The 12414-nt window shown below is 69.5% G+C and carries 11 protein-coding genes; 8 read left to right on the forward strand and 3 right to left on the reverse strand.

Annotated features, from left to right (window positions below; genetic code table 11):
• Positions 1-57: 57 nt before the first annotated feature.
• Positions 58-1074 carry a TerC/Alx family metal homeostasis membrane protein gene (locus tag ACQVFL_RS29025; RefSeq protein ID WP_431728022.1) on the reverse strand — a complete coding sequence of 339 codons (1017 nt, stop codon included), beginning with the start codon at positions 1072-1074 and terminating at the stop codon, positions 58-60.
• Positions 1075-1434: 360 nt separating this feature from the next.
• On the opposite strand from ACQVFL_RS29025, the gene mgtE reads away from it, so the two are divergent.
• On the forward strand, positions 1435-2763 hold the full coding sequence (gene mgtE, locus ACQVFL_RS29030; protein WP_396698105.1) for a magnesium transporter: 1329 nt from the start codon (positions 1435-1437) through the stop codon (positions 2761-2763).
• An 82-nt stretch (positions 2764-2845) separates the two neighbouring features.
• Here mgtE and ACQVFL_RS29035 read toward each other — a convergent pair whose 3' ends face one another.
• On the reverse strand, positions 2846-4234 hold the full coding sequence (locus ACQVFL_RS29035; protein WP_431728023.1) for a non-reducing end alpha-L-arabinofuranosidase family hydrolase: 1389 nt from the start codon (positions 4232-4234) through the stop codon (positions 2846-2848).
• Between the two features lie 253 nt (positions 4235-4487).
• Between ACQVFL_RS29035 and ACQVFL_RS29040 the strand changes: the two genes are divergently transcribed.
• The 6 genes from ACQVFL_RS29040 to ACQVFL_RS29065 all read left to right on the forward strand — a co-directional run bounded on the left by ACQVFL_RS29040 (position 4488) and on the right by ACQVFL_RS29065 (position 10999).
• Positions 4488-6065, forward strand: a complete 1578-nt coding sequence (locus ACQVFL_RS29040; protein WP_431728024.1) for a phenylacetate--CoA ligase family protein — start codon at positions 4488-4490, stop codon at positions 6063-6065.
• A 2-nt stretch (positions 6066-6067) separates the two neighbouring features.
• A complete protein-coding gene (locus ACQVFL_RS29045; RefSeq protein WP_396698100.1) occupies positions 6068-6508 on the forward strand; it encodes a DUF4188 domain-containing protein in 441 nt (146 codons plus the stop codon).
• On the forward strand, positions 6505-7593 hold the full coding sequence (locus ACQVFL_RS29050; RefSeq protein WP_396698098.1) for a hypothetical protein: 1089 nt from the start codon (positions 6505-6507) through the stop codon (positions 7591-7593). The genes ACQVFL_RS29045 and ACQVFL_RS29050 overlap by 4 nt, the downstream gene beginning before the upstream one ends.
• Positions 7594-8544 carry a nitroreductase gene (locus ACQVFL_RS29055; protein WP_431728025.1) on the forward strand — a complete coding sequence of 317 codons (951 nt, stop codon included), beginning with the start codon at positions 7594-7596 and terminating at the stop codon, positions 8542-8544.
• Positions 8545-8844: 300 nt separating this feature from the next.
• Positions 8845-10557: a cellulose binding domain-containing protein gene (locus ACQVFL_RS29060; protein ID WP_431728026.1), complete on the forward strand. Its 1713-nt coding sequence runs from the start codon at positions 8845-8847 to the stop codon at positions 10555-10557.
• A 136-nt stretch (positions 10558-10693) separates the two neighbouring features.
• The gene (locus tag ACQVFL_RS29065) at positions 10694-10999 is read left to right on the forward strand and encodes a DUF1905 domain-containing protein (protein ID WP_396698091.1); all 306 of its coding nucleotides are present in this window, start codon (positions 10694-10696) and stop codon (positions 10997-10999) included.
• Positions 11000-11020: 21 nt separating this feature from the next.
• Here ACQVFL_RS29065 and ACQVFL_RS29070 read toward each other — a convergent pair whose 3' ends face one another.
• Positions 11021-11221, reverse strand: coding sequence for a hypothetical protein (locus ACQVFL_RS29070; RefSeq protein ID WP_396698089.1), 201 nt, complete (start codon positions 11219-11221; stop codon positions 11021-11023).
• Positions 11222-11250: 29 nt separating this feature from the next.
• Here ACQVFL_RS29070 and ACQVFL_RS29075 point away from each other — a divergent pair, with 29 nt between their 5' ends.
• Positions 11251-12321 carry a LamG-like jellyroll fold domain-containing protein gene (locus tag ACQVFL_RS29075; protein WP_431728027.1) on the forward strand — a complete coding sequence of 357 codons (1071 nt, stop codon included), beginning with the start codon at positions 11251-11253 and terminating at the stop codon, positions 12319-12321.
• Positions 12322-12414: the final 93 nt, after the last annotated feature.

Consider the following 12414-nt stretch of genomic DNA (forward strand, 5'->3'; position numbering starts at 1 on the left):
GAGCCGATATGGTGCCTTTTGACCGTTTTTACCGCGACTGACTCCTGCGGGCCCGGATCACCGCCGTTCGGTGACGACCTCCTTGGAGCCCGGCACCACGTTGCGGGTGGCACGCAGGCTGGTGATCGTCACGACCGTCAGCACACCGATGATGACCAGCAACGACGCCGCCGTCGGGATCAGCGGGACACCTTCCCAGACACCGTGCGCCCAGTGCAGGCCGAGCTTGACGCCGATGAACGCCAGGATCACGGCCAGACCGTAGCTGAGGTGCACCAGGCGGCTGAGCGCGGCGTGCAGCACGAAGTAGAGCGCCCGCAGACCCAGCAACGCGAACGCGTTCGTGGCGAAGACGAGGTACGGGTCCTCGGTGATGCCGTAGACCGCCGGCACCGAGTCCACCGCGAAGACCGCATCGGTGGCGAAGACCGCCACCACCACCAACGCCAACGGCGTCAACGCCCGACGGCCGTCGACCCGGACGACCATCTTGGTGCCGTGGTACTCCTGGACCACCGGCATGAACCGGCGCAGCAGTCGCACCGAGCGCATGTTGCCGATGTCGACCGACTGCTCGTGCCCGGTGAACGCATCCCGCAACAGCTTCGCCGCAGTGAACAACAGGATCAACGCGAAGATCAGGAACGCGAAGTCCAGCGTCTGCAACGCCGCCGCACCCAACGCGATGAAGACGCTCCGCAGCACCAACGCGCCGGTAATCCCGAACAGCAGCACCCGCTGGGCCAACTCGGCCGGCACCGCGAACGCCGCCAGCAGCAGCATGAACACGAACAGGTTGTCCACCGACAGCGACTTCTCGACCAGATAGCCGGTCAGGAAGTGGACGCCCTGCTCGGAGCCGAACTCGGACCACACCCAGGCACCGAAGATCAGCGGCAGCGCGATGTAGAAGGCCGACCAGCCCAACGCCTCCTTGAGCGACACCCGGTGCGGGCGGTGCGTCACCGCGAAGTCGAGCACCAGCAGGGCCAACACCCCGACGATGGTCACCGTCCAGAGCAACGGCGTGCCCACGGAGTGGAATTCACCGGCGGAGTAAGACAATTCGGGCATGGGCCTTCCTCGAACACCGTGCATGTTCGAGGTCTCCTTCACCCACCGTTCGTGGGCAACCACCCGAGGCACACCCGGGGTGCGCCGTACTGACCGGTATGGTTCGTGGGAAGTACTCCCCTCGTACCGCCAAGGTTAGGACAGCCCGCCCCGGGCCGCCAGGCGTCGGCGCGCGGCGAGTCGGTGTGGCGGTTCCCTGCCCCTTCCACGCGAGGTCGGCGACCCCGAACGGGGTCCGGTCGTGGTGGAGATCACCAGGTCCCTGGCCTGTCGCCGGGCCGCTCGGCGGCGTACTCGGCACATGCACCGGGTAGCTACGGAACTTTGCACCGAACCAGCACCACCCGTGGAGGTGATCGGATGACCGGGACGTTGCAGCAGCTCGTCGACCGCAACGACCTCGAGCTGATCCGCGGGTGGCTGGACAGCAGACCGCCGTACGAGATCGCTGACGAACTCGCCCGACTCGACGGAGTCACCGCCGGGGTGCCGTTCCGGCTGCTCGACAAGGACCCGGCACTCGCCGTCTTCGAGGAACTGGACCCCGTGGACCAGCAGCGCATCCTGGTGGGGCTGCGCGACCAGGCGTTCCACGAGCTGGTCGAGGAGATGGATCCGGACGACCGGGCCCGCATGCTCACCGAGGCGCCGGCCAAGGTCGCCCGACGCGTCCTGGCCGGGCTCTCGCCGCGCGAGCGCCAGATGACCGCCGAACTGCTCGGATACCCGCCCGGCTCGGTCGGGCAGATCATGACGCCGGAGGCGGTCGCGCTGCCCCGGCAGGTCACCGCCGCCCAGGCCCTCGACGTGGTCCGGCGCAAGGGCGCCGAGGCCGAGACCGTGTACGTGCTGCCGGTGGTCGACCCGGGCCGCCGTCTGGTCGGCGTGGTGGAGTTGCGGGACTTGGTGCTGAGCGCCGCCGACGTACCGGTCGCCGACCTGGTGGACACCCACGTCTTCCGGGCACGCGCCACCGACCCGGCCGAGGAGGCAGCCCGCCTGGTGCGGGAGACCAACACCCTCGCCCTGCCGGTCGTGGACAGCGAGGACCGGCTCGTCGGCCTGCTCACCTTCGACGACGCGATGGAGATCATCGAAGCGGCGGACACCGAGGACGTGGCCCGGCAGGCCGGCACCGCGCCCTGGCCCGGCCACTACATGGCGGTCAGCGTCTGGCGGTTGGCCCGCTCCCGGGCACCCTGGTTGCTGCTGCTCATCGTCGCCTCGGTACTCACCGTCAACGTGCTCCAGGCGTTCGAGGCCACGCTGGCGCAGGTGACCGCGCTGGCCCTGTTCATCCCGCTGCTCGTGGGCACCGGCGGGAACGCGGGCGCACAGGCCACCACCTCGGCCGTACGCGCCCTCGCGTTGGGTGAGTTGCGCGGCTCGGACCTGCCGGCGGTGATCTGGCGGGAGTCGCGGGTCGGCCTGCTCCTCGGCGCGATGCTGGCAGCGGTCGGCCTGGTGGTCGGCGTAGTCGTGGTCGGTGGTGAGATCGCCGTGGTCGTCGGCGTCTCTCTGGTCATCATCTGTGCCTGGGCCGCCACCGTCGGCGCCACCATGCCGCTGCTGGCCAAGCGGCTCCGCATCGACCCGGCGGTCGTCTCCGCGCCGATGGTGACCACCCTCGTCGACGCCACCGGGCTGATCATCTATTTCGCCGTCGCCCACCTGGTCCTGACGTTCTGACCCGGACCCGGCCGCGGCGGCATCCGCCCGGCGTCCGCACCCGGCGGGCCTGTCGTGGGCCCGCCGGGCGTGGAGCGGTGGGTCAGCGTTGCAGGGTGAGCAGTCCGGGGCGGTAGGGCAGGAGGCCGTAGTCGCCGCCGGAGTTGGGGGAGCGTCCTTGGTAGAGGAGTTGGAGGTTGCAGGCGTTGACGGTCATAGTCTGGTCGGGGTTGGTGCGGATGAGTTCGCCGTGGCTGATGTCGTTGGTCCAGGTGGCGCCGCTGTTGGCTTTGCCGGCGAAGGGGTTGTTCTCGGTGGCGGCCTGGGGGGTCCAGGTGCCACCCAGGCTCGTCGCGGTGAACGAGCGGAAGTAGCGTCCTTGGGAGCCGATGGCTTCGACGAGCATGAGGTACCGGTTTTCGCCTTCGAGTTTGTAGACCTGGACGCCTTCGAAGAGGTTGTTGGTGGTGTCGGTCATGATCGTCGTGTAGTTCGAACCGAAGTTGCCGGGGAAGTTGCCGATGGGCATGCTGGCGCGGTAGATGCGGCCGTTGTCGCCGGCGAAGAAGAGGTACATGTTCTGGCTGTCGCCGATGAGGGCCTGGTCGATGGGGCCGGTGCCGGAGTTGGTGATGGATCCGGTGAACAGGGTTTGTGCCGGTCCCCAACTGTTGACGTCTGCCGGGTTGGTGGAGGTGCGGTAGGAGAAGGCGGGGCCGCCCCACTGGTAGGCGAGGACCCAGATGTTGCGGGGGGCGAAGTAGAACAGGGAGGGGGCGACGGCGGAGAACGGCATCGGGTTCTGGCTGGCGGAGCCCATCTGGTTCCAGTTGGAGAACAGGCCGAAGTTCATCGAGCCCCAGCTGGTGCCGGTGTCGTGGGTGGTGGCGTAGACGAGTTGCTGGCCGTTGTAGGGGGCGTGGGTGAAGTCCTTCAACGACACCCAACCCGCACGCGGCTGCGCCAACGCACCCGTCGAGGACCACCGGTACGACGACGGCAGCGAGCAGGTACCCGACGGCGGCGGCGTGGTCGGCGGCGGAGTGGTCGGCGGCGGGGTCGTCGGTGTGGTGCCACCGTTGCAGGCCACGCCGTTGAGGGCGAAGTTGGTCGGTGTCGGGTTGCTGCTCGTCCAGGAGCCGTTGAACCCGAAGGACACCGAGCCGTTGGTCGGGATCGAGCCGTTGTAGCTGACGTTCCTCGCGGTCACCGCCGTGCCGCTCTGCGTCAGCGTGGTGTTCCACGACTGCGTCACCGTCTGCCCGGCCCCGAAGGACCAGGTCAGCGTCCAACTGGACACCGCGTCACCGAGATTGGTGATCGACACGTTGGCGCCGAAGCCGCCCTGCCACTGCGACGCCACGGCGTACGTGACCGAGCAGCCCGCCGCCGCAGCGCCGGCTGGCGGCGCGACGACGGCCACCGCCGACGTCGCCAGCATCGCCACACCGGCCGACACCAGACTGGCATTGACCATTCTGGATCTAGCCATAAAGCATCCTTCCCAGCACTGAGTCGACCGACGCATTTGCGAAGGTCATTGTTAGGTGAGCGTTAACATACGTGTCAGGCATGCTACGGGAGCGCTCCCAACCCCTCAACCTTTGACGACGGTGGATGCGATTTAGGTCTTTACGCCCACCGGTGAGCGGTGGCGGCCCTCACCCTCGCCTGGGTACGGGTACTCAACGCGGTCCCGTTCCCGCGCTCAGGTGTCGGCACGTCGACGCGAACAGGATGGCGACATGGCCGAACTGCCGCACCGACACATCGCACTGGGTACCGCCGAGTCGCCGCTTCCGGCGCTGGCCGCGCGGTGCCGTCAGACGACGCTGGCGACCGGCGGACGCGCGGTCGCCGCACTGACCCGGATCGCCGGTCGCCACCCCGCCGGATGGCGGTGGCTGGCCCGGCGACACCACCCGTTCCTGGACCGGCTGGCCGCGGCGAACGCACAGGCCGTCTGCGAGCGGGCCGCCCGGCACGTCCCCGCGTACCAGTCCTTCCTGCGCGCCCGCCCGGCCCGCGCCCGCCGCCGACTGACCGACTTCCCGGAGACCGACAAGCACGGGTACGTGACAGCGCACGCCGCCGCCGCACGGTGCTGGCACGGCCGCATGCCGTCCCGCGGCGTGGTGGTCGACGAGTCGGCCGGCTCGTCCGGACGGCCGTTCAACTGGCCCCGGGGAGACCGGGAACTGCGCGCGGTGCACCGGGACATCGCCGGCTACACCGGGCTGGTCTTCCCGATGCGTCGAGCGTTCGTCATCAACGCGTACTCGATGGGGGCCTGGGCCACCGGGACCACGACCGGCGCGGCGATGTCCCGGATCGCGGTCGTGAAGAACACCGGCCCGGACCTCGGGAAGATCGTCGACACGCTGCACGAGTTCGGCCCCGACTACGACTACCTGGTCACCGCCTACCCGCCGTTCCTCAAACACCTGCGGGACCGGCTCGACGCCGGTGGCTTCGAGTGGGGGAAGTACCGCATCTTCGCCAGTTGCGGGGGCGAGGGCATGACCGAGGCGCTGCGCGACTACCTGGAACAGCGGTTCGCCCTGGTCCGCTCCGCGTACGGGGCCTCGGACCTGACCATCGGCATCGGCGCCGAGACCCGGTTCACGGTGTGGCTGCGGCGGCGGTTGCAGACCGACCGGGGGCTACGCGCCGAGCTGCTCGGCGCCGACGAGCAGCGATTGCCGATGGTCTTCCAGTACAACCCGTTCGCCACCTACCTGGAAACCAACGACCGCCGCGAGCTGCTCTGCACGGTCACCGGTGAGGTGCTCCAGCCCCGGCTGCGCTACAACATCGGCGACGAGGCGGTACTCGTGCCGTACCAGCGGATCGTCGAGCTGGCACACGCCGACCCGGTCCGCCGGGCCGAGTTCCGCACCGCCGTCTCCGTCGAGCGGATGACCCTGCCGGTGCTGCTGCTGTTCGGCCGGCGCGACTCCACCGTCTCCTACCTGGGGGCCAACCTCTATCCGCAGGACGTCGAGTACGGCCTCTACACCGGCAACCCGCACGCCGCCGAGATCAACCGCTTCTGCCTGACGCTGGTCGAGGACGCGTCGCTGGAGACCCGGCCGGTGATCCACATCGAACTGCGCCGCCCGCTGCCCGCGTCGCAGCGCGACGCGCTCGTCGCCGCCTGCCGGGGTGGGGTACGCCGCCACCTCACCTCGGTCTCCCGGGACTTCGCGCAGTCGCTGCTGGAGGACCCGACCGCCGGTGACCTGCGGGTGGAGCTGCACGAGCCCGGTGACGGCCCGTTCACCGGCGATCAGAAGATCAAGAACGTCTACCTGGTGAGGTGACCATGCGTACCCGTGACTTCTCCCGCGCGCCCGCGCAGGCCCGCGCCGGCGCCATGTTCATCGGCGGGACCCGCTACGCCAGCCCGCTGGTGCTGCTGCGGCTCGCCCCGGACTGGTTCCGGATGGTCCGCGACATGCGACGGATGTCCGGCTACTGCTGGCACACCGTCTACTGGCAGTTCCCGCTCACGCTCGGCACGATCGCGTTCTTCACCGACCGCGACGCGATGCTGCGCTTCGCGCGTACCCGGCACCACCGGAAACTGATGGCCTGGCTGACCGACGGCACCCGCAACGCGACCGCCGGGTTCATCCGGCTCTACACGGCCTCGCCGGACGGCTACTCGAACGGCACCTGGCGGGCCGAGGGCCCGGAGATGGGGCACATCGACACGTTCACTCCGCTCGGCGCGGAGACGACCGGCCCGGCGGTGATCCGGTGAGTGCCGACGGATACCGCTTCGAGCGGATCACCTGCCGCCGTGGCCTGCGGGAGTTCCTCGGGCTCACCGACCGTCTGTACGCCGACGAGCCGCGCCACGTGCCCATCCCGCGCCAGCAGATCCGGCAGTGGTGGCAGGACGGCATCCCGATGTACGTGCTGCGGGACGCCACCGGCGCGGTGGTCGGCCGGACCACCCTGCACATCGACGCGGCCTTCGACGCCAAGATCGGCCGACGGTGTCAGCTCTTCGGGCTGACCGAGTTCACCGCCGAGGCCGCCCGGCCGCTGTTCGACGCGATCTCCACCCACGCCGATCCCGACCGGGACCTGCTCTTCGGCCCGGTGGCACTGCTGCCCAACCAGGCCGGCGGCGTGATCACCTCCGGGTACGCCGAGCGTGGCTTCGTCGACAGCGCCTGGAACCCGGCGCACTACGCGGCGGCCTACGAGGCGTACGGGTTCCAGCGCCGGTTCGAGTCCGACACCTGGATCTGCCCGGTGCCCACCCCGGCCGAACCGGCGCCCCCGGTACGCGTCGACCCGGACGGGGCGCGGATCGAGCTGCACCGCGGTGACGTACGGCGACTCGACGACCAACTCGACCTGCTGCGCGGCATGTTGAACGACTCCTTCGCCCAGCTCGGGTACTACACCCCGATCTGCGCCTGGCAGCTCCGGCGGCAGACCGACGGGCTGGCGTACCTGCTGGACGAGTCGTTGCTGCTCTATCTGACCCGGGACGGTCAGCCGGTCGCGTTCACGCTGTGTGTTCCGGACATCAGCGAGTTCATGGTGGCGGTCCGGGGCGACCTGCACCTGGTCAACCAGATCCGGCTGCTCGGCACCCGCCGCCGCTACCGGCGGGAGGCGGTGCTGATCGTCAAGGGCGTCGTCCCGGAGTACCAGGGGCGCGGCTACCAACGGCTGCTCTCCACGCACCTGCACCACAACCTGCACACCGCCGGATACACGGCGCTGCGCAGCACCTACGTCGGACGGGACAACCCGGCGTCGGCGGCCCAGTACCGGCGGCTCGGTGGCCGCCCGCTGCACGGCTACACGTTCTACGCCAAGGAGCGGTAGGTGGACGTCGCCGCGTTCCGCGCGCTCGAACCGCTCTGCTGGCGGGCGCCGAGCGCGCACAACACCCAGCCGTGGCGGCTGCGCTACGAACCCGGGCAGATCCGGGTCGGGTGGGACCCGGCGTACACCCTGCCGGCGGCCGACCCCGGCGGCCGGGACCTGCGCCTGTCCCTGGGCGCGTTCGTGGAGACCTGCCTGATCGTCGCCGCCGACGCCGACCTGTCGCTGGAGTACGTCGCCGACCACGACGATCCGTGGGTGGGGCGGCTCCGGCCGGCGTCGAGCCGCTACCCGACCCCCTTCCGCACCACCGAGGTCTGGGATCGGCGTACCCATCGGGGCGGTTTCGTCGGCGGTCCGGACAGCGACGCGGTCGCGGCGGTGGACGCGGTCGCCCGGCGGGCCGGTGGCAGCGTCCGGACCCTGCCGCACGCCGACCGCCTCGGCGCGCTCCTGCGCGAGGCCGACCGGCAGGTGTACGCGGACCCGGCGGTCGTCGCCGAGCTGCGCCGCTGGCTGCGGCTGACCCCGACCCATCCCGACTACCACGCCGACGGCCTCACCGACCGCTGCCTCGGGCTGTCCCGCCCGGCCGCGAGCGGGCTGCGGGCTGCGCTGGCCGCCTATCCGGCGCTGCGACGGCTGGGATTGCCGAGGCTGCTCGCCGCCGCCGACGACCCGCTCGCCCGGGGAGGCGACGTGCTGGTCCTGGTCGCGCCGGAAGGGCTGGATCGGGTCGGGCAGGTGGAATTCGGGCGGGTACTGCTGCGGTGTTGGCTGACACTGCACGCGGCCGGGTTGGCGGCACACCCGTTGAGTCAGCTCGTCGACGTCGCGGCCACCCGGACGGCGCTCGCCGCGCTCCTGGGCGTGGCACCGGATCGACTGCTGCATGTCACCCGGGTGGGCCGCCCCACCCGACCGGCTCCCCGCTCGTCCCGCCGCCGCTGAGGCTGTGATGTAAGGAAGGGTCCCCTTCAGTGCACCAGGCGTTAGCAGGGGACCCTTCCTTTCACCACGGCCGGGTTGCGTACGGCCGCCTCGGAGGCGACGCGCCGCAACATTGACATCGATCGTTGACGCGGCATACATTCGTGCCGATCTGGCAAGCGCTTTCATCATCGCCCCCGTCCTGGGCACAGCAGGGCGGCCTCCGCCGCACCTTGGGAGCGCTCCCGTCTCTGCGTCGTCACCGACGGCAGGTCGAGGCATCCAATTTCGAGGAGGACCAGCGCAGCGATGAAAAGGCGAATGAGAACGTTCACACACAATGCCGCCCGGGTGACCGCCGGGGCCGTACTCCTGGCGTCGGCGGGAGTCGCCGTGGCGATGCCCGCCGGTGCGGCGGCAGCCGGTTGCACGGTCAACTACACCGTCTCGTCGCAGTGGCAGGGCGGCTTCGGTGCCAACGTCACCATCACCAACAACGGTGATCCGCTCACGAGCTGGGCACTCACCTGGTCCTTCAACGCCGGACAGACCGTCGACCAGGCGTGGAACGCCACGGTGAGCCAGAGCGGCGCCGCCGTCACCGCCCGGAACGTCAGCTACAACGGCGCCGTACCCACCAACGGCACGGTCTCGTTCGGCTTCAACGGGTCCTGGACCGGCAGCAACCCCGCCCCCAGCATCTTCGCGCTCAACGGTGTGGGCTGCACCGGCGGCACCATCCCCAGCCCACCGCCGACCACCCCGCCGCCGACGACCCCACCGCCCACCACGCCGCCGCCCACCGGCGCGGCCGACATCACGGTCAACAACGCCACCCGCTACCAGACGGTCGACGGGTTCGGGGCCGCCGTGTCGATCTGGGGCAGCGCGTGGTCGACCGCCGAGACTCAGACGCTGGTCGGGCTGGGCAACAACCAACTCGGCCTGTCGATCGTCCGGACCGGTATCTCGCCGGTCTCCGGTGAGTGGCCGACGCAGGTCAACGCGCTACGGACGGCGAAGTCGTACGGGTCGGGCGTGAAGATCCTCGCCTCGCCCTGGACGGCACCGGCGGCGTGGAAGACGAACAACAGCCGGATCAACGGCGGCAAGCTGCGGACCGACTACTACGACGACTACGCCAACCACCTGAACAGCTACGTCCAGTACATGCGCGGCCAGGGCGTGCCGATCGACGTCACCTCGGTGCAGAACGAGCCGGACTGGCACCCGGACTACGACTCGATGGACTGGAGCGGCACCGAACTGCGCAACTTCGTACGCGACCACGGCACGCGGGTGCAGAACACCAAGCTGATGGTCGCCGAGGCGGTGAACCTGAACTACACCTACACCGACCCGACGCTCAACGACACCACCGCCCGGAACAACATCGGCTACGTCGGCGGGCACCTGTACGGCACCGAGGCGTCCGGGCGACTGCGGTCGTACCCGCTGGCCGACCAGCACAACAAGCCGGTGTGGATGACCGAGTGGAACCTGCACGAAGCCGACGGAAACGGGTCCAACATCTGGGGCAACCCGGGCAACCAGACCGTCTGGAACGAGACGCTCGACGACATCATGCGGACGGTGCACCGCTCGATGGAGGCGAACTGGACCGCCTACGTCTGGTGGTACGGCAAGCGCTACTACTCCTTCATCGGTGACGGCGAGGCTGCCTTCGGCACCACGGCCGGCGCACCGCTCAAGCGGGGGTACGCCTTCTCGCAGTACTCCAAGTACGTCCGCCCCGGCTACCAGCGGGTCGCCCTGGCCAAGAGCGCCAAGGCCGCGCCGCTGGAGGTGACCGCGTACCAGGGTGGCGGGAAGACCACCCTGGTGATCCTCAACCGCTCGACCAGCGCGGTCAACAACGCGGTGATCCAGGTGCCGCAGTCCGTCACCCGGGCGGAGCACTACCTGACCTCGCTCAACGCCAACGCTGCCAGCCAGTCGACCAGCGTCAACGGCGGACAGGTCTCGGTCAACGTGGGCGCGCGCAGTATCTCCACGGTCGTCCTGACCCACTGAGCACCTGGACGGCAACTGCGTGGCACGCGTGATCGCGCGCGCCACGCGGTTGTCGCGGGGCGTCCGGTAGCGGTGATCGTGGTCCCGGTCGGGTCGATCGTCGGCGCTGTCGGTCCCGGATGTGATGCTGACCGTCGTGATCGTGACGTTCGACAGTGAGTTGTGGATCTGGGCTGCCCGGCGTGACGAGAGCTGGACCTTCGTCAGTCTGCCGGTCGGGGCGTCGGAGGAGATCCGCGAGCTCTCCGGTGGGACCCGTCGGGGTTTCGGTGCGGTACGCGTCCGGGCCGCGATCGGCGGCAGCCGGTGGACGACCTCGGTGTTCCCGGACAGCAACCGTGGTTGCTACGTCCTTCCGGTCAAGCGGGCCGTCCGCACCGCCGAGGCGCTCGACGTGGGTGACACCGCCACCGTGACCGTCGAACTGGTCGATAACGGATGACGGCGGTGTCGTCGGCAGGCATCAGAGGCGCAGCCACCACGGGCCGGTGTCGGCCACACCGAAGTCGTTGCCGGGGTGTCCGACCGGCCCCGGCGTGCCGTTGGGCAGGGCCGGGTCGGAGATCCGCAGGACCACCCAGTCACCGTCGGTGGCGCGCAGCGGCACGGTGACCTCGGTGAGCCACCCGCTGACGGTGTCCACGACGTCGACCTGCACGGGCATGTTCTCGGTCGTATTCGCGTCGAATTCCGGTGCGCCTGGCATGCCTCGCTACCATCCAGAATAACCGCCTTCCCGGCGACTCGAATCCTCGTCGACATCGTGGAAATTCCACAGCAGACCGGAAAGGACTGCCGCTCATGAGAAGTGAGCATCCTTCCCCCCTCGATGACGACGGGACTCGTCGCGAGGACCTTTCGATCCCCTCGGAAGCGTCCGCCGACACCGATTCCGGAAACACCGATCCCGCCGACCCGGGCGGCACCGCCGACATCGTCGGGCAGCGCACGCCGCCGGCAGGCGAGGAGGTGGCCGCCGAGCCCTCGCCGTCCGATCCGGCGGAGGCCGACGCCCCGGCGACGGGTACCGGTCGGCAGCGGCTCCGGCGTGTGCTGAGGTCGGTCCCGGGTCTGATCGGGATCGTCGCCGGCCTGGTCGGGATCGTCGCCGGTATCGCGGCGCTGGTGCCGAAGGAGCAGGAGCCGGACCCGTTCCGGCAGGCGTTGTTCACCGAACCGTTCACCTCGACCGCCAGCGATCCGGACGAGGTCCGGCAACGGTACGCACTCTGGGTCGACGCCGCCGACGACGACACCGACGTGTGGCGGAGCGAGGTCGACACCGCGCAGGGACTGTTCCGGCTCTCCAACCAGACCGGCTCCAGCGACATCCACTACATCTGGATCAACGCGACCAACGCGGGCGACGCGGTGCCGGTCGACATGACCGACAGACCGGTCTCCGTCGACGTACGAATTGCGCAGCGAAGCCGGTCCACCAGCGCGGCCGGACTGATGTACCGGTGGTCCGGGCAGCCGAAACGGTACTACGCATTCCTGCTTTCCGGGGACGGCACCTATTCGTTCGTGGCGCGCAGCGACGCACTCGGATTCTCCTACCGCCTGACCGAGCGCTCCGAGAAGATAGCCGCCGACGGCTGGAACAGCCTGGCGATCGTCGGCAGAGGCACGCAGCTCGATCTCTACATCAACGGTACGAAGGTGAAGACGGTCGACGCCGTCGACTTCCCGGACGGCACCACGGGAGTCATCGCGACCAGTCTCGGCGCTTTCGAGTTCGACAACTTCCGCATCTACGGGTGACGGCACCGCCACCCCGACGGTGACGGAGTGTCGATCTCTGTACGGCCCTGACCAGGAGCGACCCGAGCTGTAACAGCTCTGGAACACCCTTGA

It is taken from the genome of Verrucosispora sp. TAA-831, assembly GCF_050780145.1.
GTDB lineage: Bacteria > Actinomycetota > Actinomycetes > Mycobacteriales > Micromonosporaceae > Micromonospora.

What these genes read in the sequence shown, in the direction of transcription:
- ACQVFL_RS29025 (WP_431728022.1), bottom strand. Translation starts at nt 1,074, where the DNA reads ATGCCCGAATTGTCTTACTCCGCCGGTGAATTCCACTCCGTGGGCACG.
- ACQVFL_RS29060 (WP_431728026.1), top strand. Translation starts at nt 8,845, where the DNA reads ATGAGAACGTTCACACACAATGCCGCCCGGGTGACCGCCGGGGCCGTA.
- ACQVFL_RS29035 (WP_431728023.1), bottom strand. Translation starts at nt 4,234, where the DNA reads ATGGCTAGATCCAGAATGGTCAATGCCAGTCTGGTGTCGGCCGGTGTG.
- ACQVFL_RS29040 (WP_431728024.1), top strand. Translation starts at nt 4,488, where the DNA reads ATGGCCGAACTGCCGCACCGACACATCGCACTGGGTACCGCCGAGTCG.
- ACQVFL_RS29070 (WP_396698089.1), bottom strand. Translation starts at nt 11,221, where the DNA reads ATGCCCGTGCAGGTCGACGTCGTGGACACCGTCAGCGGGTGGCTCACC.
- mgtE (WP_396698105.1), top strand. Translation starts at nt 1,435, where the DNA reads ATGACCGGGACGTTGCAGCAGCTCGTCGACCGCAACGACCTCGAGCTG.
- ACQVFL_RS29045 (WP_396698100.1), top strand. Translation starts at nt 6,068, where the DNA reads ATGCGTACCCGTGACTTCTCCCGCGCGCCCGCGCAGGCCCGCGCCGGC.